This window comes from Vibrio sp. 1401 (assembly GCF_033340295.1).
Genome location: NZ_JAWOWF010000019.1, coordinates 47,575 through 71,102 on the forward strand (window position 1 = coordinate 47,575; position 23,528 = coordinate 71,102).

Consider the following 23,528-nt stretch of genomic DNA (forward strand, 5'->3'; position numbering starts at 1 on the left):
AATCCTCTTATACTCGATATAACTATAAGTTATTGCTAGGTAGTAACCATTTGTTAATTAAGAAGAAATAGGATTGTCCTGTTAGTTTGTAGAGATTCGTAAAGTAGATTTAGATCACTGAAGAGCCTTATTTTTATTGCGTAGTAGAAGAGGGGATGGAAATGAAAAACAATAGGATGCTCGCTTGTTTTACGGTCCTAAAGCAATACTAAAGTCGTTATGTATTGCTTGTAATTATTTGTATAACCAGTGATTTAGTGTCTATATTGATTTAGGTTGTGCATTATAAATATAAGGATATCTATGAGTCAGTGGGCAGGCCGGTTTCGTATTTTATTGCTGGTCAACGTTGTTGTCAGTTTTATGGCTTTTTCTCAAGAGTTATTAACAGAGAAACCAAATATTCCTTTAGGCTTAAATCCAGAATATGCTGGCACACAAGCTTGTATAGATTGCCACCAAAACGAGGTGGAGGCCTGGAAAGGGTCACATCACGATATGGCCATGAAGCATGCAAGTACAACCTCTGTGCGTGGTAATTTTGATAACCATGTTGTAACACACAAAGGAATGCCTAATCGTTTTTTTAAAAAAGGCGGCGAATATTGGGTCAACATTCAAGGCTCTGACGGGCAATGGCATGACTATAAGATCAGCTATACATTTGGCTGGGAACCATTACAGCAGTACATGGTCGAGTTTGAAGATGGCCGCGTGCAGCTTATTCCTTTTGCTTGGGACACAAGAGCTAAAGTTGAAGGGGGACAGCGTTGGTTTCATCTTTATCCAGAAACGACAACAACGGATGAATTCTATTGGACCAATACCGGGCAAAATTGGAACTTCATGTGTGCTGATTGCCATTCAACGCACCTAAAGAAGAATTACGACGCTGACAAAAACACTTACAACAGCTCATGGTCAGAGATTAATGTGGGATGCGAAGCATGCCATGGTCCTGCTAGTCAGCACATAGAACTGGCCAAGAAATACAAAAATGCTGGCACTTCTTTTGAGCATGACAGCCATTATGGCTTTGATCGAAATTTGTCTAAAGCAGTGTCGGATTGGGTGTTTGAGGAAGGCCATAGTACGTTACAGCCGAAATCAATTGAAGCAACCAATCAAGTGCAAACATGCGCTCAATGCCATAGTCGCCGAACCCAGTTAAATGAAACAGGTGATCATGTTAAAGGTTCCTTTTTTGATAAATATCGCTTAAGTCTTATAACACCTGAACTCTACTATCATGATGGACAGATTTACGACGAAGATTATGTTTATGGTTCGTTTCTTCAATCTGAAATGGCGGAGAAGGGGGTCACGTGCACTAATTGCCATGATCCACACACGGCAGAATTAACGATCCCAGAAGAGGCAGTATGTTCGCAATGCCATATTGCATCTGAATATACACCTGAAAAGCATACCTTTCATAAGGCTGGATCTGAAGCATCGCAATGTACGACTTGTCACATGCCAGAAACGACTTACATGCAAGTCGATCCTCGTAGAGACCACAGTTGGCATATTCCACGACCGGATTTGAGCAAACATATTGGAACGCCCAATGTTTGCATGTCATGCCATGAAGATAAAAGCAATCAATGGGCCGATGAACAGATAGCAAAATGGTACCCGAATTCGAAGTATCGTAATCAGCAACATTTTGCTGTCGCATTTTATGCGGATTCAATTGGTCATCAAGGAGCAGCAAATGCGTTGGCATACTCTGCTCAGGATTCGTCGTTAAAAGACATTATTCGTGCTTCAGCCCTGGAGAGAATGGGGGGCAATACTGACCAAAATACAACAGTATCTTTGGCTAGGGCCGTTAAGAATGAGAATGAAATGGTTCGATTAGGGGCAATTTCAGGCTCGTCTGGTTATGAATTTCATGATCGGTGGCGGATTCTAGAGCCATTGCTTGGTGACCCGGTGCTTTCAGTGAGAGCGGAAGCTGCCTCGGTGCTGGTAGCGAACTACGCACAAATGACCCCTTTACAAAAAGATATCATTAAATCGCCTTTAGAAGAGTACATGGAAATTCAAGAGTTTAATGCCGATCGTGGTTTCGGAAGAACCAATTTGGCGAATGTGTACCGCAGCTTAGGTGAAATCGACAAAGCGGCCGAGCTGTATCAACAAGCGATCAGCATCGAACCCTATTTCGAAAATAGCTACGTTAACCTAGCAGATTTGTATCGTCACCTAGGTAAAGAAGAAGCTGCGCTCACGGTGCTACAACAAGGGATGAAAGCTCAACCTAAATCCAGCACATTACCATACAGCGCAGGTCTTTCTTTGTTGCGTCAAGGCAAAGCCGATGATGCGAAAAAGCTACTTAGACGCGCCGCAGAAGTTGGTGAAACTAATGCGCATTATTGGTACGTGTACGGTCTAGCTTTAGAAAAAAGCGATGTTCTAGAAGCCAGTAAAGCGTTGCATACAGCATTTGAAGTCGGTGGCAATCCACAACACTTGTTTGCTCAATGCGAGGTTCTAGCGAGAAATCATAAAAAAGGTGCTGTCGCTTTTGCTTTCGATAGGTGCATACAAGAGCTTAGTCACTATGCACCTAAACAAGCTATTGATCAGCTTAAAGCCTCTATTGTCGGGGTCAATAGGAGCTAATTACCAAAAGTGGAGCTTTTATCGCTCCACTTTTTTCTTGCTTAGTTTAATCAGCGTCTTTCGCTAATCTCAGCCCCATATCGGACATGATGACTGACTGGCTAGCAAAATCGCGACGATAGTTTTCGGATTCGTCAGCATCATAGGCAAAGCTACCACCTCGTACAGACTTGTGTGCCAGGCTTTCTTTTTCATCTTTTGCGTTTACCGGATTATCACTTGGTGCTGATTTGTAATAGCCTTCATCAAACGCATCAATAACAAACTCACCAACATTACCCGTCATATCGTATAAGCCAAGCTCATTCGGTTTTTTCTGACTACCTTGTGTGCCTTATTGTTTGAGTTACTGGCATACCAGGCAACGTCGTTAATATCATCAGACCCCGCGTAAGTGAATCCTTGACTTAGATTCCCCCCTTTCGCTGCAAACTCCCATTCTGCTTCGGTGGGTAAACGATAGTGCTCTCCCGTTTTTTCATTCAATTTCTTTATAAAATAATTGGCTTGTTGCCAGCTAATGTTATTTACGGGCGTATTTGGGTTTCTAAAATAGCTCAGAGAAGAGCCTGTAACCGATTCGAATAACTCTTGGGTTACCTCAAATTTTGCCAAATAGAAATCTTCCACGCGAACGGTGCGGGCCGGGCGCTCAGATTTATTTGCTGATGGATTATCCGAGCCCATCGTAAATTGTCCGCCTTCAATAAGAACCATATCTTGATCGATTTTTTGAGCAAGAGGGCTAGGTTGTGTTGTTGCACATCCAGTCATAATTAGCGAAATCGAAATAGCGGCACCAAGGTAAAGAGTATTACTTTTGGAATGCTTCATAGGGGAGCTCCATCAACATTTATGATCAAAAAATTTTATCAGGCAAGTCTATGAAAAACAGTTATACACACTATAACAAGCGCCACGAATAATTGAACATTATCATCACACTAGGCGATTAACTTAATGATTAGTCTTAGCGCCGTTGGGCACAGGCTAGCAACTAAGAAGGTGATGAATGCACATAACTCAAGGTCCGCAGTTCAATGGGAAAGCATCCAAGCGATTACATGTCATGGCGAAACCTATCGGTGCAGTGTGCAATATCGATTGCACCTATTGTTATTACCTAAGCAAACAAGATTTACTTGAGTACAAGCCAGGCTGCTCACCAGTCATGGATGAGGAAACGCTCGAGACCTATATCCGCCAATATATAGCGGGACAGAATACACCTGAAATCATTTTCTCTTGGCAGGGTGGTGAGCCGACAATGCTAGGTTTGGATTATTTCAAGACAATTGTTGAGCTACAGAATAAATACCGTCCCGATGGCATTACGATCTCCAATGATCTCCAGACTAATGGCACACTGCTTAAAGATGAATGGTGTGAGTTTTTAAAGGCGAACAACTTTCTCGTCGGTTTAAGCATTGATGGCCCAGAAATGATGCACAACGCTTACCGAACAAACCGAGCTGGTAGAGGCACATTCCGGCAAGTTATGAATGCGGTTGAATTATTACATAAGCACGAAGTAAAGTTTGCTACGCTCACTTGTGTTAACAACTTGACCGGCCGTAACCCACTTGAAGTGTACCGATTCTTGCGAGATGAAGTACGCTCCCCTCAAATGCAGTTTATTCCAATAGTTGAGCAGAAAACATTCAGAACAACCGCCCCTCAAACTTGGGAGCCAAACGAGCAACTAAAGCAAGGAGATAAACGGTTGATCCCAGGTCATAAAGATGCCGTTGTTGAGCCTTTTTGCGTTGCGGATGAAGCATGGGGAAATTTTCTGATCGCGATTTTCAATGAATGGGTTTTACACGATATCGGCAACGTGTTTGTGCAGTACTTTGAAGCCAGTATCGAAACCTGGATGGGCAGAAAAAACCCACTGTGTACGTTAGGTGAAATCTGCGGGAAGGGCTTAGCAATGGAGCCTAATGGTGATGTGTTTGCGTGTGATCATTACGTGTACCCAGAATATAAGGTTGGAAACATTCATCACGAAAAGCTCGATACGCTCGCTTATAGCTCTGAGCAGCAGAAATTTGGGTTTGCTAAAAGTCGTACGCTGCCCCAACAGTGCCTTCAATGTGATTATCAATTTGCATGTTTTGGAGAATGTCCCAAAAACCGTTTTATCCGTACTAGGCAAGGTGAGCCTGGTCTTAATTATCTCTGCGCGGGTTGGAAGAAGTTTTTTACCCATGTTGATCAGTCGATGGCGTACATCTTACGAGCGACAGGTAACCCAGTGGTTCACGGTAAATACAGTGACCAGATTCTACACCAGCAAGCTACTCAAACACAGACTGTGTTTGAAACGAAGTTTTAAGATAGTCACTACGCCTGCTACAGGCCCGGAAATGAAAGAATATAGGTTATTGAATGCAAAAAATTAAGCTGCTCTCTAAATCATTACTCGTGATCTCGATCGGCATTGCTGCGAGTCAAACAGCAGTGGCACAAGAAACAACATTGCTAGACCCAGACCAGGTATCGCCGACAACGGTTGTCACTCCACAAGAAGCTCAAATGACACCGGCGCAACGAGTCGAAAAGCTGTCTTATGATGCGCAAAATAAAAAGTTGTCTTCAGAAAAACGTATTGATGCTTTACGTGAGTTAGCCAACTATCCAAGCCAAAATGCATTGGTTGCAGTTGCGCGTGGGTTGCAGGATGAAGATGCAGGTATTCGCGAAGCTGCGATCGTGGGAGCACAACCATATATGATTGAGCACCGTTGGCGTTTGATTTCACCATTATTGAGTGATGACGCCGCCATGGTGCGAATTACAGCAGCGATTAACCTCGTTCGAGATTACGCCAATTTGAGTTCAGAGCAACAGCAGTCACTTGAAGGGCCTGTTTCAGAGCTGACAGCACACTTGTCCAGTAAGAACGATAATGTTTCCAAGTTATTACTTGCAGACGTTTACCGTTGGCATCGTGATTGGGATAAAGCGGCGCTGATATACCCAGAGTTAACTAAGCTTGAGCCAAACAACCCTCAAGTTTGGTTAAGCTATGCAGACAACTTCCGAGCGCAACAGCTAGACCAAAAAGCTATCAACGTGCTTGACGAGGGCATCAAGCTAAATTCAGAAGATGCCTCGCTGCATTATTCTAAATCTCTCGCTTTGGTTAGATTAGACAAAAAGAAAGAAGCGGCGTTTGAAATAGACAAAGCTGCGACGATGGCAAAGACGAACAGTTACTTTTGGTATTTAAATGGTGTTCTGCAAGAAGAGTTAGACTTGAAGAAGTCTGTCAACGCTTTTGAGCAAGCGTATTTGATATCCGGTGCTCCAGAACAATTGTATGCCGTGTGTGACATCTATGTCAGATACGGCAACCCTAAAACGGATGACTGTTTAACAGAGCTAACGAAGGTCGCTCCCGACTATGTTATTGAAGAGCTCAATCAGAAAAAGGGACGTAAAAGTGCCTCTACATCAGTTGAAGCCAATGAATTTAAACTCTAATCGGTAAATTCCATGTTCCTATTTCAATAAAATAGTGAACCAATTTAGTGACGGTGTCACTCTTTGGTGGCCGTTGGATATGTCAGTTCAATATGCGCCTGTTTCAATTGAACTATACTTTTGATTGGATTCGCACCTAGCACCTCAATATAAGGAATTAAGATGGCTATAAAGTTAAAGACGATTGTCTTAGCAACAGGTTTTGCTCTGTCTAGTTACGCTGTTGCTGCTGATATGCAAGATCCACTTCCGTCATGGAACAACACTGACGCTAAGCAAGCTATTATGGCGTTTGTTACGAAAACAACGACCCAAGGTTCGGATTCCTATGTTCCTGAAAGCCAACGAATCGCGACGTTTGATAATGATGGAACACTTTGGGCAGAAAAGCCTGTTTATCTACAGTTGTTTTTTGCGATCGATAGAGTAAAAGAAATGGCCTCTGAGCATCCTGATTGGAAGACAACCGAACCCTTTGCTTCCGCATTAAAAGGTGACATGGAGGGGATTGGTAAACAAGGACTCGAAGGTGTAATGAAGCTTGTTATGGCAACCCATTCTGGAATGTCTACTGAACAGTTTCATCAAGAAGTTAAGGAATGGTTGAAAACGGCTGTCCATCCAACAACGGGTAGACCATACACTGAAATGGTCTATCAACCTATGCTCGAACTGCTCGACTATTTAAGAGCTAACGACTATCAGACCTACATCGTTTCTGGAGGCGGAATTGAATTTATGCGCGTTTGGGCGCCGGAAGTATACGGCATTCCAACGCAAAACATCGTGGGAACGACGTTAAAGGCGGAATATCAAAGTGTTGATGGAAAACCTACCATCCAACGTATGCCGGAAATAGACTTTGTCAATGACAAAGCAGTAAAGCCTGTGACGATCCAAAACTTCATTGGCAAACGTCCGGTCATGGCGTTTGGTAATTCTGATGGTGATTTACAGATGTTAGAGTGGACGAAAGCAGGTTCAGGTCCAAGATTTTCTGCGATTATCCATCACACGGATGACAAGCGCGAATGGGCGTATGATAAAGATTCTCATGTTGGTAAGTTAGATAAATCGTTTAAAGTAGGTGAAGAGCAAGGTTGGCTATTTGTCGATATGAAACAAGATTGGAATCAAGTGTTTAAAGAGAGCACTAAATGATAATCTTTGTTTGACCATAAATTGCTGCAACCAAACAATTGCAACGAAATAAAAGGCCTCACAATTGAGGCCTTAGTTAATTCCACAGTAGCTTCGATACCTAGGGTCTAGTTTCTAGGTTGCTGTGTCATTGTTTCTACCACTTTTTCAATACTTAACGAGCTACCTTTCGTTGCAGGGAACTCCTTAAATGTCTCTAGGAACTTACGCACGATAGCTTGAGCAGGAACGAACATCCACATTTGATCAGCGTAAAAATGTCTGACGTAAAGTGCTGCATCTGGACCGACCTCAAATGGATCCATACGAAGGTTTACAATCAAAGGCCAACTAGGTGTTTTGCGGTATGCCTCATTAATGGCACCCTCCATAATACTGAAGTGGATCTTCCAATCTTTATAACGAACGGCGTTTAAATTACCACCAGCATCGAAGTAAAAGATTTCTTTGCGTGCGCCTTCATCAGCTTTACCAGTCAGCAGATCAAGTTGGTTGTAGCCATCTAAATGTGCTTTAAAGGTTTTGCCCGCTGCTTTATGACCCTTCAATAGTTTTTCTTTCACATCAGGTTCGCCCACAGCTGCGAGTAGAGTTGGCATCCAGTCTTCTTGTGAAAAGATATCGTTGATAACCGTTCCTGGTTTAATGTTTCCAGGCCAGCGTACCATCATCGGAACGCGGAATCCGCCTTCCCAAGTCGTACCTTTTTCGCCCTTGAACGGTGTAGTACCACCATCTGGCCAGGTAAATTTCTCAGCGCCATTATCAGTACTAAAAACAACAATGGTGTTATCTGCTACGCCTAGCTCTTCAAGTTTATCAAGCATGACACCTACTTGATCATCTAGGTCCATCATGCCATCGGCGTATAAGCCGTAACCTGACTTCCCTTGATATTCTTCACTCAAATGTGTCCAGACGTGCATACGGGTTGAGTTATGCCAAATAAAGAATGGTTTGTCTTCTTTTACTGCTTTTTCCATAAATGCCAAGCTAGCATCCATGAACTCTCGGTCTACGTTTTCCATACGCTTACGAGTAAGGGGACCTGTGTCCTCGATTTTGCCATCCGCAGTCGCCTTCAACACGCCTCGAGGTCCGAATTTTTTACGAAACTCTGGATCTTTTGGATAAAACTCAGACTCAGGCTCTTCTTCCGCGTTTAAATGGTATAGGTTACCAAAGAACTCATCAAACCCATGGTTAGTTGGTAGGTGCTCATCTTGATCACCAAGGTGGTTTTTACCAAACTGACCAGACACATAGCCGTGATTTTTAAGTAACTCTGCGATAGTAGGATCTTTCGATTGAATACCCTCTTTTGCGCCGGGCATACCAATAGTCAATAGACCGGTACGAAACGGATGTTGACCCAGAATAAATGAGGCTCGTCCGGCAGTACAACTCTGTTGTGCGTAAGCGTCTGTGAAAATGGCACCTTCATTGGCGATTTTATCAATGTTAGGAGTCTTCCCTCCCATCATACCATTGTGATACGCACTAATGTTGTATACACCTACATCGTCACCCCAGAACACAAGGATGTTGGGCTTATCGGCAGCAAAGGCTGTGGACGCAGCTAATGTACCGACCAATGCCATTACCTTTTTAATCGAGTTTCGCATGAAAATCCTCCGCGATAAATGAATCCATTATCGTTATATAACGTTACTAATTGTGTTCATCATGGCGAAGTCGAGTGAGATGACACCAAATGAGACAATGTAGTCAGTTGAATATAGTAGAGGTTTTTTGTTGCTTCCAAGTAATCCCTGTTTTTCAAAAATGTTAACTAACATGGACTAGACTTTAGTGTGTTTTAAGTGTGATAAGACGCACTTACAGGATTGAATTTCAATGAAAGGCGACACTATGAAAAATAAACTAGCAACTATCCTGTTTCTATGTATCCCGTTAGAAGTGGTTGCGGAAGAGACACCAAATGTCGTGGTAATGTTGGTTGATAACCTTGGGTGGGGGGAACTAAGTTCCTATGGGAGTACCAGAGGTGTTGAAACTAAAAACTTAGATCAACTTGCTAGAGAAGGTGTACGCCTTACTAATTTTAATGTGGAACCGCAATGCACGCCAACTCGCTCCTCATTCATGACGGGGAGGCGAGCGCTTAGATCTGGGACAGATAAGGTTGTTTGGGGAGTGCCTTACGGTATGGTGAACTGGGAGATAACCATTGCAGAGAAGTTTAAGGAACAAGGATATAACACGAGCCTTTACGGGAAATGGCATTTGGGAGACCAAAAAGGGCGCTTTCCAACGGATCAAGGCTTTGATGAATGGTATGGCATTGCAAATACGACGGATGAGTCAGAATATAGCTCTCAACCCGGTTATAAAGCTATATTACCTAAACCTCAAATCCTTTCAGCTAGAGCAGGGCAGGATCCTAAAGGGGTCAAAGAATATAATTTGGACTCACGTAGAACGATTGACAGTGAGCTAGTTGAACATGCCACAGATTTTATAAATCGAAATGTGAAAGAGAATAAGCCATTTTTCTCTGTAATTACTTTTACTCAACCACATTTACCGACGCTACCTCATCCTGATTTTATTGGTAAAACAGGCAAAGGAAATTACTCAGATGTGTTAGCTGAGATAGATTTTCGAGCTGGGCAAGTTATTGGTGCAATAGAAAAAGCAGGAATTAAAGACAATACACTAGTGATTTGGTTTTCTGACAACGGTCCAGAGTGGCATATGCCATACCAAGGCTCTAGCGGGCCATGGCGTGGTGCATACTTTACGGCTCTTGAAGGCTCTCTCCGAACACCATTTATTGCCTCTTGGCCTAACCACATCAAACCGGGCAGAGTGAGTGATGAAATTATCCATGTTGTGGATCTATTTGCCTCACTTTCTCATGTCGGTGGATACAAATTACCAAGCGATAGAACAATAGATAGTATTGATCAGTGGGCCTTTTTAAAGGGAGATAGTGAAAAGTCTAATCGAGATGGTTTTATCATTAACAATGGCTCTGAAACCTATGCTTATAAGTGGGAAAATTACAAGATGCACTTTATTGATCAAGATATCATGCCGGAGAAAGGGCGCCCATTACAGATCCCTGAAATATACAATTTGATTGATGACCCTAAAGAGGAGTTTGATTTAAGAAATAATGCCACATGGTTATTTCCTATCATGATAGGAAAGAGAGTAAAGTTTGAATCTTCCGTTGCAACAAGCTGCGATACGATTCCTTTCCCTGCTCCATTTGGATATAAGCCCGATTGTAGCAAGGGGAATTTCAATCAATTTCCAGTGGATGGGTTACGCCAGAAGTAGTTTACCCCAATGGCTCTTTCTCGCATGCATGAGGTATGTTTTTGGTTCAATATCTCATTAGAGCCATTTAGGGCCATGTTTTTTCTAGTTTCATTTGAACAGTCACATTCGTCGACCATACTTAAAGTTCGTTGTTTCATATGGGGCGAATTATGCAGCCAATACTCTACATTCAAGTCGGTAATGTTCTTTGGGCGGTTTTAAGTGACGGTTCTTGGATCCAAATGTTGCCTAACGAACAATTAGTTCCAGAAGTAGAGGTGGTTGTTCTTAATACTGACATTCTCGATATTGCATTTAATGAAGATTCAACAAGTGAGGATGAATCGAGTTCGAATGATCTTTTAATTGCATCTCAAAACGGTATTGAATCCACTTTTAATCAGAGCGTTCGAGATTTTAGTGAGTCTTCTGGTGGGTTAAGTTTTGTTGCCTATATTCGCGCTGTTTTACCTGAGCAACTCGTTTCTAATGGCTATGTTACTAGGCCAGCAGTGCAAGAAAGAGAGAACCCAACTTCTGAGGCTCAGGCTCCTGAGCGGTTGAATCCCGATGCTATATTAACGGTGGATATTCTTGATGGCGGCGATGGATACGAAAACCAGTTTGAAGTTCCTAGTGTCACGATTCAAGGTGACGCACTCAAGATAAGCGATGAGTGGCTTGTTACTATCACCATTACCGACAGCCTCAATAATTCCATTACTGTTACAACGACCGTAGAGAATGAGGCCTATACCCTATCATGCGTTGATCTGTCTTCTCTTGCCGAAGGGCCGCTTACGGTGACTTCTGTGGTTTCTGACATTTATGGCAATAACCTGAACGCCGTCGATACGACCATTAAAGATACGCTTGCAACGGTGAACGTCAATTTTGATGGTGGAGGGGATGAGTATTTAAATCAGTACGAAATCGCGACTACTCGCCTCGAAGGGACGATTGAAAACATTGAAGATGGCCAGCGTATCCAAGTTACGGTAACCGACTCGTTAGGAGCGGTCATAAACTTAGAAACGGTGGTGACTGGTGGAAGTTGGTCTCTGGACGACGTTGACTTTTCTGGATTGTCTGAAGGTACGCTGACAGTTGTTGCTGAGAGTATAGATATAGCGGGCAACCCTGCAACCAGTGAAAACACCATCATCAAAGATACGCTCGCAAGTGTGACGGTGGACGTTGACGATGGCGGAGACGGCTATTTAAACATTGAAGAGCGCCAATCTGTCACTTTGTCAGGGCAAGTCAGTGATGTTGAAAATGGTCAGACGGTTTCTGTCACGGTTCAAGACAGCTCAGGGGGGATGCTCTCGTTCAATGCCGTTGTCGTTGATGGTATGTGGCAAGTCGAAGGGGTGAACTTATCCACGTTAGCCGATGGGGCGTTAACCGTATCTGCCTCCGTGAATGATGTAGCGGGCAACCAAGCGAAAGCGATGGATGAGGCTACGACCATAGATGCCACAGCTCCCACCATTGATATCGATACGGATTTTTATATTAGCGGTGGTCTTGCCATTGATAATTTCCGTGAGGGTATAGTCACGGAAATGAGAGGGACAACCAGTGGTGTAGAGCAAGGTCTGGCAGTGACGATTCGGGTAAGTGACGGAGACAGCACGCTGAATTTTACTGGCCTTGTTGATGCATCAGGTTCGTGGACAGTAACCGGAATTGACGTAAACACTCTCAATCTAAACAGCACGTGGACCATTGAAGCTGAAGTGTTGGATGCCGCCGGCAACCATGCGGTCGATACCATGCCGACAATAGTGCTACCCGGTTCAACGGTATTTTCTGAAAACATCGTTGGATTTTTTGGTGAGCAAAGCAGCTCGGCAGCCATCAACATAGAAAATGGTGTGCCAGCACTGCATGCAGAGCAGCCAAGTTTGAGCGCGCTTACATCGGTCGGTCAATCTATTAATGTTGTTGTTGCAGAAGATGGGTTGAGCTTACAAGGAACATCGACTGACGACCGATTAGTTTTCTCTGCAGAGGTCAATGATGATGGTACGGTTCAAATTACTTTTTATGAAGCGATTGATCATGGTGTAGGTCAAGATGAGCTGGTGACTAACGTATTGGTTGAAAGCATTCAAAGTGATGCTGACGGTACACAAGAGACGGTTGTGGCACCGTTAACGATTACTATTTATGACTCTGATCCGGTGATTAGAGATGACACATACTCAGTCGTAGAAGATCAAACAATTACGGGCAATCTACTTGAAAATGATATTGATCTTGATGGAACACTTTATGTGAAATTTGTAGAGGCTGGCGGGGAGCAGAAGTCAATTCTAGAGGGGGGATCCGTAAGTTTTAGTTTAGAAAAAGGCGAATTAACCGTATTTTCTGATGGCTCTTGGCAGTTTGATGCAGGTCGAAACCTAGATCATTCGGTCGAGCAAAGTGTTTCTTTCAGCTATTTAGCTGCAGATGACTCCCAAGACTATGGCTTGGCTAACGCGACGATTGATATTAGTGATGGACAAGCAGGTTACGTAGGCAATGCGACTATAGACGTAACAGAAGTCCCTTTGGATGGCCCGATATTGAACTTTGAAGGAACTGTTAATATTGTCGCGGGATCTGACAATCCGGATCCGAGTAGTTTGTATTTCGGTGGGTCATCTATTACTAAGTTAGAAGCATTAGGGCTTACAAGCTCAGTCTCTGATAATGAGCTTAGCTACACGTTAAGCTCCAGTGGAAAGCAAATTACAGCATTTGCCAATGGTGTCACTGTATTTACGTTAACATTGAGTGGCGTTGAATCGGGTAACGATGTATTAGCTTCAATTTCGCTTACTCTTGAGCACCCTATCGATCAATTCAATAGCAGTGATACGGTCACTTTCCCGTTGACCATTGGTGGCGTAGATTTAGATGCCACACCGCTTGTAGAGAATGAAATTGACTATGTTCTAAAGGATGGCGCAGACCCAACTTTAAATAATTTGAATGGGGTAGAAGTAAAAGAATCTGATCTCGCAAATGGAGGTGTGTTGAGCTCAGGGAATTTTCAAGTTGAGGTTGGCAGTGATTACCTCGAATCTTTGTCGTTCATCGTCTCTGAACAACCCTTGTTGACGAGTGGTGAACAAGTTGTGCTTTATCAAGTCTCTGCGGATGGCAAAACACTTGATGGTTATATTCTTGACGAAGATGGGCAAACTCAGATTCCCATCTTTCAAGCTATCCTCAATGCTCCATTACCTATTGATACAAATGGCGACATTACCTACTCCTTTGAGCTTTTTCAGGCTCTCGACCAACAAGAAAATACTGATCCAAACGTACCTCTCGTTGTTACTGCAATGGACTCAGACCAAGATAACACGTCGGTCGTTTTAGACATTAATGTGATAGATAACGACAATGGACAAGCGTTAATCAATAGTGGCAATGTCGAGTTAACCGAAACACCTGTCGATACAAACATTGCTCCTGATGGGGTTTCAGCCATAGCGAATACGGATGTGATAGTTACGTCATCATTCGATCCGATTGTGTATCTGGGTGTTGACATAAATGATGGAGATACTGTCAAAACTACACTTGGTGATGCTGTTACTTATAACGGAGAGGCTGTCACTTGGTACGATAACAATGATGGAAGCTTTGACGTAATTTCAGACACTGGAGACGTTGTATTTAGGGTCACGTTACCTAGTGACTTCTCTTTGCCATCAAATGATACGTCTACCGTTAATGTAACTGTAGAGCTTTATCACTCGCTTGACCATGTTTTAGGTGATGGGACGCAATTGTCGATCTCTATGCCCATCGTGGCGAGAGATTCTGATGGAAGCGAGATCTCTACGGAGTCCAACATACTGGTCTATGATGGCTTGTTTCCGGAACTAGTAATTACAGAGGGAATCACAGTCAATGAAAGCGGGTTGAATGATGATTCGCTTGATTCTGGCATCGAGGGCTCGTCACCATCCATTACGCTATTACAAGGTTCAGACTCTATCGCCAGTGTGAGCGTGAATATCGATATGTTCAATGCGCTCGGCTATAAAACAAGTAGTGGCAGCCTGGTTGCGCTTGATTCACCGGACTCGAATGGTTGGTTATATGCAAGAGATGAAAGCGAGCAAGACGTCTTTAGAATTAGATTTAATACCGATGGGACTGTCGAGTTTGATCTATACCGTGCACTTGAACACGATGAACCTGACGGTGTTCCAGCGGACGAGAACACATTAGAACTCAGTTTTTCAATTTATGCCGTTGATAAGGATGGCGACCAGTCTGAAGCTGAGATATATACCGTTAGTGTAGTGGATGATATCCCCGAAGACACAAGCTCACCAATAGAAATTGAACTTACCGAGGGGGATGAGTTTTCGGGAAACTGGTTTAGCAATAATGCCGACTTAATCAGTTCAGATGGCACGTTGATTTCAAGTTTGACCTATGCAGGTGAAACATACGATACGGCGAGTTCGGTATTTAGCAATGATGCTTGGACCATCGATTTAATCAATAGTAGTGATGGTAACTTAAAATATGGAACGCTGACTATTGCTCAAGATGGGACATTTACGCTAACTACCGAGCTTATTGTTAATACGCCTGTAGGTGGTTTGCTTGATGATCTAACGATAACTGTGACGGATGCAGACGGTGACCAAGCAAGCAGTGAAGCTCAATTAATTCTTGATGATGCTAGGGGCTTTATTCGAACCGTTAATGTAGATACGTTAGAAGATAATGGCGCGAATAATAGTGGAGACCCTACGCCAGTCGCGTTACCGATTAGAGTTTCTCCTGGGGATACGGAGAATAATGAGCGTGTTGAAGCGATAAGGATCTCTGTTGAATCTCTACAAGGAGGGGCTCTGTTTTTAGACGGAGCGCGCCTTGAAGATGATGATAATGACGGATTTATTAGTCTTTCTGGTACAGAGCTAATGGGGGTGGGTATATTCACTGTTCCAAATGGTGATCTCACTTATCAACCAGCACTAAACCTGTCGGGCAACACTATCAAAGTTTCTTTAGCAGTGTCTGCATTAATCGTATCTGATGTCGAACCAGATGGTTTTGTATTACAAGGCAATAATACGTTAAATGTTAACGTTTTACCGGTTGCAGATTTGCCAGAGTGGTCTAATGATTCGGACTTTTCTTATCAAAGTGTTGAAGATTCCGCTGAATCACTTTCACTCAATATTGTCGCTGAAAAGTTTGACCAAGACGGTTCTGAAACGCTCCACTACCAAATTTCGAATATTCCAGATGGACTTATATTAACACTTAACGGAAGTGCTATTGAGGAAGGGAAAGCGTATAGCCAATCCGAGTTAGATCAAATTGAAATCACATCTAACGAAAACTTAGCCGGAAGATTTACTTTTGATGTAACGGCAGTAACGACTGAGTCGGGTAGTGTGTTTGCCGATGAGCAAGATAAAACAGCGGAGATCACTGAGCAAGTTGTTATCGATATATCTCCAGATGCCGATGTGCCTACGCTGACCGTTAAAAACATTCAGGGGCTTGAAGACCAAGCGATTGACTTAAAAGAGTACATCTTAGGGCGGCTCACTGACACAGATGGCTCGGAGTCTCTGTCTTATCGCATAGAAGTTCAAGATGGTTGGACATTGCCTGTCGGAGCTGGGATTACGCTTATCGGTATTAATACCTACCTAGTGACCTCCAATGCTCTAGCCAATTCAGAGGCGTTACTTCAACCAAAATCGGATATCAGCTCATTTACTGAATCTCTATCCCTTCAAGTAACCGCCATTTCAACAGAGTCGACTATTGATGGCTTAGCACCTCTTAATGAAACCGCCGAGAGCCAATTTGCAACCATTGACATTAAGCTAAAAGGCGTGGTCGATGAACCAATTGTCCTAGATGGTGGACAGGGGAATTGGCAATATGATCAAGCGACTAAAGTAATTAGTAATCTCTCTACGTTAGACGAAGATAACCTGATACAACTGGATTTTATCATCCAGACATCAGACGACGACCTATCAGAAGAAATTAATATCTTGCTTCAGAACATCCCTTTGGGAACACAACTGACAGATGTAAATGGTGACCCTATTGTTCTTCCAATTGCTTACGTGGACCCAATAACGGGGCCAGTTTATCAGGTCTCAAACGCTGTTCTTGAAAACACTTACCTCAAAACAGAGCAAGATTTTAGTGGAACACTGAGCATGGATGTTATCGTCGTTTCAACAGAGCCGGATGGTGATTCTGCTGAAACCCCTCTTAAAGTGGAAATGGAAATCTCACCTATTGTTGATCAAACTGACGGTCAAGAATTACAAAGCAATGGTATTGAGGACAATTTCATCACACTAAATCTTGAGCCTGTCGTTAATCAAGATATAGATTCTAGTGAGTCCTTGACAGGATACACCATTGTATCCATTCCAGATGGCTTAACACTTTACTTTGATGGTAATGCAGTAGAGGAAAGTAATTTACCGTTAGAACTCAATGAACTACTCGATGGTAGCTCGGCAACATTATCTGAGTTGTTAAACAGTGGACGAATCACTGTAAAAGCTAATGAAGACCTAAGTGGGACGTTTAGCCTGGAAGTTCAGTACGAAGTGACAGACACGTCTCCGACGATGGAGACTGATGTAAAGGCAATCCATGGCTCTTTGAGCGTCGTGGTTTCTGGCAAAGTGGATATTGGTAATGAAGATATTGACAAAACACGTTTAGAAGGCGCGACTGAAGTATTCACAAGTACGGATGGGTCTGCTGTCGACGTGAGTGGAGGCATTACATTTACAGAAGCGGATATTGATGGTTCAGAGTATCTCGATTACATCGTTTTACAGATACCGCAGGGTCAAGACCTCATTGTTACTCATCCGAACGGTGCTTCTCAAGATGCCGATGGGAACTGGCTGATTCCAATGGAAGGAATCACAAGTGATAGCGTGTTGGAAACCGCTCAAGATTTGCTTGCTAGCGCATCGATTTATAGCCCATCTAACACAGAGATACTTGATGTGAATGTGTTAGCGTATGTTCGAGATGGAACGGATGCTCAATACATCACTGGTCAGTTCCAAATTCAAATTACTGGCCATGAAGGAGATGGAGACCAGTGTGCTGATCCTGGTGAACCAGGAAGCGTTCAAAGTGGGGATATTGTAGGTAAAGAAGGTGAAGATGTCTCAATTGGGGCGTTTTTAAACCCTGATGTAGCGAGTAGTGACGGTAACTTAGTTTCCTTCTTTGTCGCCGCAGATTCTTTACCTGAAGGAGTCGAGCTTACTGGCGAAGGTGTGATACCTGCTTATGATAATGCGGGCAATCTGTTGGGTTATTCAATTTCTAGCGCTGGATTGTCTTCTTTGACGCTTACTGGCGTGGATGAGGACTTTGCTGGATGCATTACTTTCAATTTAGAAGTGACAGAAACGGCCCCATGCGATGGTGACTCGAAAACAACCGCTCAGACCATTACGGTACAAATCTCTCCTGTTGTCGATGATATCGCGATAGCACCAAGCCAAGTTACGGTTCAAGAAGATACTATAACCAACCTGAATCTTGCTCTTGTATTGGGCGATAGTGAAGGGCCAATGCAGTCCATTACTGGAGAAGGTGACGCAGCGACTGGCCTTGAAAGTGTCAATTGGGTTTCTTTATCTGTGTCTGACGAGAATGCGCGGTTTACTGCCGTGGACCCGAGCCTACTCATTGACAACGGTGATGGAACATGGGTAGTGACAGATGTTACGCGTCTAAACGAAATTCAGTTAATCCCACCTGAAAACTACAGTGGAGAGCTTGTTATTTCCGTTGACGCAAACATTACTGATGAAGTCACGGGAAGTTGTTTAAGTACTGACAATGCGAAAGATACTCAAACTAAATCAACAGAAGTTACCGTTACCATTGCCCCAGTGGTTGATAAAGCGGTTCTGGAAACAGAAGACGTAGTTGGTAATGAAGATAATTATATTTATTTAGGAAACTTATCTGCATCATTAATCGATCAAGATGGTTCTGAGTCGATGTCTTTGGTCATGACAGGAGTGCCAGACGGAGCCGTGTTGGTTTGGGACAATAATGGGACGTTCGAATTGCTCCCTGATAACGGTTCAACGGATGGTGAGAGCAAGGAGTGGCAGCTAACTCAAGCACAACTTGATAAGGTTTACTTTCTACCGCCACTAGATTTTAGTGGGGATATTTCATTAACACTGCAAGCTATTACCCAAGAGTCTGGATCAAACGACTATAACTATACCACTTCTCAGTTCAACGTCGGCGTAAAACCGATTGGCGATGATGTATCGTTGAATACAACCTCTAACACGTTCACTGGAGATGAAGGTGATTCCATTTCGATTGACTTTTTAGCGAGCGGTTTTGAAACAAATAGCAACGAATATATAGAAGTGTCGATGTTGATCAAAGCAAGCTCTGAACCCTCTGCATTGGAAGGCTTAGGTAGGATTCGTATTGGAACTCAATTCTCATCCTTTACCTTCGATGAGGCGGGCAATGCCGTGGCGACGGTATTAGTGCGAGCAAATGAAGTGTCAGGTTTGGAGTTCATTCCGAAGGATGCATTTGGAACGATGGATGTTGCTCTCAATGTTAGAACGTTTGATCAAGCGATAGTGTCAGAGACACTCGAAACCGATTTTGGAGATGTGCAAACTACCGATCTAACCATTGTTGTTACCCCTGAAGCTGATGAGCCAACACTAACGGCCGATTATCAGTCTATTGTGTCTGAAGCGTCTGGGAGTATTCCTTTGGGGTTGAGCATGAATTTAGTCAATCCTGCACCCGAAGAGTTTGGAAGTGTGGAGATTCGCGGATTACCAACAGATCTAGAGTTGAGTCATGGTGAAAGATTGAACGGCATTTATACTGTTGATCAAGAGGATGTCGCTGATCTTTCCATCGTTGGCGGGTTTAGCGGTGCAAGTGATTTTACGTTGTCGATAAAACCGATTGCAGCACTGGGTGCTACAGTCGCAGAAGGTGCTGCTCAGACAGTCAATGTTACCTTAGTGGAAGAAGGGGGCCAAACATTACTTGCGACAGATGCTAATGATTTGCTTATTGGAGGAAGTGGCAGCGATGTATTCCAGTTTGACAGTTCAGGGCTCGGTAACGAGTTAAAGCCCTCGTACGATGTGATCAACGATTTCCAAATATCCGTTATTGGTGATGATAATGACACAATTGACATCGCCTCGATAATCACCGCTACCTCGATAACAGAAGTCGATAATAAGCTCGATTTAACAGAGAATGATGATGGCGTAACGCTTCACATAAAACCAGAAGAGACGGGGACAAAACAACAGATTCTTATGCAGGGCGTCACTCTTGATCAGCTTTACAAAGGTGACTCGACTGGCGTAGCCGAAGAAAATGTCTTACAGAAGATGATTGATGACAACAACTTGCTAGTAGGTGGTATGTCATGAAGCATCACTCATCCTCATCAAGTGAGCTGACTAACGATCCTTGGGGGCAATCGTTAACTTGGTTGATGCGTTATTTTGAGGTTAGACACCATACAAAAAAGGTGCTTTCTGGATTACCTCTTGTTGAGGGTAGATTGGATAGTGACTTATTCATCAGAGCCGCTGAGCGAGCCGATCTTGAACTCACATTAATCGATTTAAAATCCACCGCAATGTTGAGCTTTCCATTGGTGGTAATCAATAGGAAGACGTTACAACCCGCTATTATATCTGAGCGACATAACAGCGATTATCAAGTCACGTTATTTAGTGAAGATCAAGGTGAAACGCAATACGTCACGAGCGAGGAGCTGCATAATCAATTCCAGCCTCAAGCATGGCAAGTTTCTATGCGTCCAGAGCTGGACAAACGGATAAGTTCTATTCAAGCGGATTATAATGAACATTGGCTTTTCGCCGTAGTGAAAGAAATGTCTCCGTGGTATCGAGATCTTTTGATTGCCTCTTTCCTTATCAATACGCTAGCGCTAGTTATTCCGCTTTTCACTATGAACGTTTACGATCGTGTAGTGCCTAATCAAGCTTTCAGTACATTATGGGTTTTGGTCGCTGGTGTCTCCGTCATCATTATTTTTGATTGGCTATTGCGTAAAGCAAGGGGAGTTGTCACTGATACCGCGGGTAAGTACATCGATAACAAGCTTTCTTCGATACTTTTTTCTAAAGTTATGGGGATGAAACTTGAACACCGTCCTGCATCAGTCGGTGCATTCGCTCGACAACTACAAGATTTTGATAGTGTTCGCGATTTTTTTACTTCTGCATCTCTTGTGACCTTAGTTGATCTCCCATTTACGTTGTTATTTTTAGTCTTAATAGGTTGGCTAGGTGGGGCAATGATGTTCATACCTATTGCCGTCATGTTTATCCTGCTGATCCTTGGCTTTGCGGTAAAAGCAAAAATAGAACAATCACATACGGAAAGTGCTGCACTATCCATGAAGCGACAAGCTCACTTGTTTGATTCATTGTCCTCTTTAAAAGAGATTAAGCAAAATAACGCTACGGGAGAAGCACAAAAGCGTTGGGAGCAAACGGTATCCATGCTTTCTGATTGGCAAAATCAATCGCGAAACTATTCGAATATCGTTGCTTACTCCATTCAATCTAGCCAGCAGATAATTACCGTAATGTTACTTGTAACAGGCGTGTACAGAATTTCTGAGGGATTGCTCAGCATGGGGGGGCTCATTGCTATTGTCATGCTTAGCGGTCGTGCTGCAGGGGCGATTAACCAGTTAGCTATGCTGTTACTTCGCTATCAACAGACAAAAACAGCGGTTGAAGGCTTAAATTCTATCATGTCTTTACCTCAGGAGGTGCAACGCAGTCAGGTCATTACGTCTGCCGAATTTACAGGGAATATACGTTTAGAAAACGTGAGCTTCCAATACCCAGATGTTGATATGCCATGTTTGAGAGATATTAATCTTACTATCAAGCAAGGCGAACGCGTTGGCGTTATTGGTAGTGCAGGAGCAGGAAAGTCTACACTCCTTTCTATTATTACCAATCAACTCAGTGCCTTACAGGGTAGCGTTTATTTTGATGACATTGACAGTCAGCTTTGGCCCGCCGAATTGATAAGAGAGAAAACGGGTTGGGTTGGCCAAGATTCGCATCTTATATACGGCAGCATTATGGAAAACATAGTATTAGGACATCATGTTATTGATCAAGAACGTTTACGCCGTGCGATAGAATTATCGGGTTTGAACCAGTACATGAGCCGCCTTCCTCATGGTCTAGAAACGCAAGTCGGAGAAGGAGGGCGTTATTTGTCGGGGGGGCAAAGGCAAGCTGTAGCGATTTCAAGAGCGTTTTATCGAAACCCTGCAGCATTAATTTTAGACGAGCCAACCAGTTCCTTAGACCAGCCAGCTGAGAATGCGTTGTTTAATGCTCTTAAATCGTTGCCGCACTCGACGACGATGATTATTAGCTCTCATAAACATTCCTTATTATCGCTTTGTGATCGAATTGTTGTGCTTGATAAAGGCACAATTTTGAGGGAAGGAGCGCCCCAAGAAATTTTTGCTAAACAACAGTCTAACGCGAAAACGAACAGAGTACGCGCAGTATCAATTGTACGCGAAGGAGGTCAATGATGAGCACAGTTCGTTGGAGTAATGCTCATTTAGCAAACCGTTCGAGAACGTTGATTTGGTTGTCTGCCGCGTTAGTGCTAAGTGTGATTATTTGGGCCTCGTGGGCGAGGTTAGACGAAGTGGTTGTCGGCGAAGGAAAGGTTGTTCCTACTTTGTCTGTTCAGACGATTCAGAGCTTAGAGGGAGGCATTCTAAAGGAGTTACTTGTCATGCCTGGTGAAAGCGTCACTAAGGGGCAAACCATCGCTATTCTGGATGATACAAGGTTTAAGTCGACCTATTCGGAGACCTCTGAACAAGTTGAATCTTTGCTCGCCAGAAAGCAGAGGCTTCAAATTGAATTAGAAACGGTAAAAGTGAATAGCCTCCAACTGGATTGGAAACAACAAGTGAGTATCGAGCCTCAGCCATTTGATATTTCGATGACCGGCCACTCTGCCTATCTGAATGCCAAAGCAAACTATCTTGAGCGGTTGAGCCAACTGGAGTCTGAGCTGGAGGAGGCTAAATTGCGAATTGAGCAACAATCGCAAGCTTATCTAGATACCTTGAATACCATTCAAACACTAAAAAGCAGTCTGGTTATTGTCTCGAAAGAGCGAGATATGTTGAGAGAGGTGGTTTCTAGTGGCGCGGTGGCTGAAGTGGAATTATTAAAACTGAATAGAGACGTTATAAAGCTCAAAGGAGACATCGCGAGTTCACAAGCTGCTGCCCAAAAGCAAAGGGCTGTGTATTCTGAATCCATCGCAGATTATCGTGGTACTGCGCTTGCTTTTAGGGCAGAGGCACAAGGGCAGCTCAATGAAGTTGTGACGCAACTAGCGCAGCTCAATGAAAGTCGTCAGGCGATTGCGGATCAGTTGAATCGAACGCAGTTACTTTCTCCGGTCGATGGAACCATCAAAGATGTTTTTGTCAGAACCATCGGAGGTGTGGTTAAGCCGGGTGAGCCTATTTTAGAAATAGTCCCTCGTAATAGCACGTTAATCGTTGAAGCGAGAATTTCTCCTCAGAATATCGCCTTCATAAGGCCTGGCCTGCCGGCAACGGTAAAGTTGTCTGCCTATGACTTTGTCATTTACGGAGGCCTAGAAGGAGAAGTGACCTACGTAAGCGCCGATGCACTTCAAAATGAAGAGGGCAATGCCTACTACCGTGCCAACGTTACTTTCAAGGTTGATGATAAGTTTACGATCATCCCGGGAATGCAGGTTGTGGTAGACATTCTTACAGGAGAAAAAACAGTACTGAATTATTGGTTAAAACCTATATTACGTGCGAAAGAGAATTCGCCCAGAGAAAGATAGAC

The 23,528-nt window shown here is 43.4% G+C and carries 9 protein-coding genes and 1 pseudogene; 8 read left to right on the forward strand and 2 right to left on the reverse strand.

Going from position 1 to position 23,528, the window contains the following annotated elements:
- The first annotated feature begins 303 nt into the window (after window positions 1-303).
- On the forward strand, window positions 304-2,634 hold the full coding sequence (locus R7Z77_RS11820) for a tetratricopeptide repeat protein (protein WP_318136680.1): 2,331 nt from the start codon (window positions 304-306) through the stop codon (window positions 2,632-2,634).
- Window positions 2,635-2,680: 46 nt separating this feature from the next.
- On the opposite strand, the pseudogene R7Z77_RS11825 reads toward R7Z77_RS11820, so the two are convergent.
- Window positions 2,681-3,408, reverse strand: a pseudogene (locus R7Z77_RS11825) (formylglycine-generating enzyme family protein).
- Window positions 3,409-3,646: 238 nt separating this feature from the next.
- On the opposite strand from R7Z77_RS11825, the gene R7Z77_RS11830 reads away from it, so the two are divergent.
- The 3 genes from R7Z77_RS11830 (at window position 3,647) to R7Z77_RS11840 (ending at window position 7,284) form a co-directional block, all read left to right on the forward strand.
- Window positions 3,647-4,972 carry an anaerobic sulfatase maturase gene (locus R7Z77_RS11830; protein WP_318136681.1) on the forward strand — a complete coding sequence of 442 codons (1,326 nt, stop codon included), beginning with the start codon at window positions 3,647-3,649 and terminating at the stop codon, window positions 4,970-4,972.
- A 53-nt stretch (window positions 4,973-5,025) separates the two neighbouring features.
- Entirely contained in the window at window positions 5,026-6,123 is a 1,098-nt protein-coding gene (locus tag R7Z77_RS11835) for a hypothetical protein (RefSeq protein WP_005377763.1), read from the forward strand.
- 162 nt (window positions 6,124-6,285) lie between these two features.
- Window positions 6,286-7,284 (forward strand): HAD family hydrolase, encoded by a 999-nt coding sequence (locus R7Z77_RS11840; RefSeq protein WP_005385672.1) that lies wholly within the window; start codon window positions 6,286-6,288, stop codon window positions 7,282-7,284.
- Between the two features lie 107 nt (window positions 7,285-7,391).
- Here the strand turns inward: R7Z77_RS11840 and R7Z77_RS11845 are convergent, their stop codons facing one another.
- Window positions 7,392-8,909: an arylsulfatase gene (locus R7Z77_RS11845; protein ID WP_005377761.1), complete on the reverse strand. Its 1,518-nt coding sequence runs from the start codon at window positions 8,907-8,909 to the stop codon at window positions 7,392-7,394.
- Between the two features lie 247 nt (window positions 8,910-9,156).
- Between R7Z77_RS11845 and R7Z77_RS11850 the strand changes: the two genes are divergently transcribed.
- The 4 genes from R7Z77_RS11850 (at window position 9,157) to R7Z77_RS11865 (ending at window position 23,526) form a co-directional block, all read left to right on the forward strand.
- The gene (locus tag R7Z77_RS11850) at window positions 9,157-10,593 is read left to right on the forward strand and encodes an arylsulfatase (RefSeq protein ID WP_225491420.1); all 1,437 of its coding nucleotides are present in this window, start codon (window positions 9,157-9,159) and stop codon (window positions 10,591-10,593) included.
- A 152-nt stretch (window positions 10,594-10,745) separates the two neighbouring features.
- Window positions 10,746-20,048: an Ig-like domain-containing protein gene (locus tag R7Z77_RS11855; RefSeq protein ID WP_318136682.1), complete on the forward strand. Its 9,303-nt coding sequence runs from the start codon at window positions 10,746-10,748 to the stop codon at window positions 20,046-20,048.
- The gene (locus R7Z77_RS11860) at window positions 20,045-22,216 is read left to right on the forward strand and encodes a type I secretion system permease/ATPase (RefSeq protein ID WP_238855375.1); all 2,172 of its coding nucleotides are present in this window, start codon (window positions 20,045-20,047) and stop codon (window positions 22,214-22,216) included. The genes R7Z77_RS11855 and R7Z77_RS11860 overlap by 4 nt, the downstream gene beginning before the upstream one ends.
- On the forward strand, window positions 22,213-23,526 hold the full coding sequence (locus tag R7Z77_RS11865) for an HlyD family type I secretion periplasmic adaptor subunit (protein ID WP_318136683.1): 1,314 nt from the start codon (window positions 22,213-22,215) through the stop codon (window positions 23,524-23,526). Before R7Z77_RS11860 ends, R7Z77_RS11865 begins: the two co-directional genes overlap by 4 nt.
- The last annotated feature ends 2 nt before the right edge of the window (window positions 23,527-23,528 follow it).

Excerpts from the sequence above, each read along its gene's own strand:
- R7Z77_RS11840 (WP_005385672.1), top strand. The coding sequence starts at position 6,286 with ATGGCTATAAAGTTAAAGACGATTGTCTTAGCAACAGGTTTTGCTCTG.
- R7Z77_RS11845 (WP_005377761.1), bottom strand. The coding sequence starts at position 8,909 with ATGCGAAACTCGATTAAAAAGGTAATGGCATTGGTCGGTACATTAGCT.
- R7Z77_RS11835 (WP_005377763.1), top strand. The coding sequence starts at position 5,026 with ATGCAAAAAATTAAGCTGCTCTCTAAATCATTACTCGTGATCTCGATC.
- R7Z77_RS11865 (WP_318136683.1), top strand. The coding sequence starts at position 22,213 with ATGATGAGCACAGTTCGTTGGAGTAATGCTCATTTAGCAAACCGTTCG.
- R7Z77_RS11850 (WP_225491420.1), top strand. The coding sequence starts at position 9,157 with ATGAAAAATAAACTAGCAACTATCCTGTTTCTATGTATCCCGTTAGAA.
- R7Z77_RS11855 (WP_318136682.1), top strand. The coding sequence starts at position 10,746 with ATGCAGCCAATACTCTACATTCAAGTCGGTAATGTTCTTTGGGCGGTT.
- R7Z77_RS11830 (WP_318136681.1), top strand. The coding sequence starts at position 3,647 with ATGCACATAACTCAAGGTCCGCAGTTCAATGGGAAAGCATCCAAGCGA.
- R7Z77_RS11820 (WP_318136680.1), top strand. The coding sequence starts at position 304 with ATGAGTCAGTGGGCAGGCCGGTTTCGTATTTTATTGCTGGTCAACGTT.
- R7Z77_RS11860 (WP_238855375.1), top strand. The coding sequence starts at position 20,045 with ATGAAGCATCACTCATCCTCATCAAGTGAGCTGACTAACGATCCTTGG.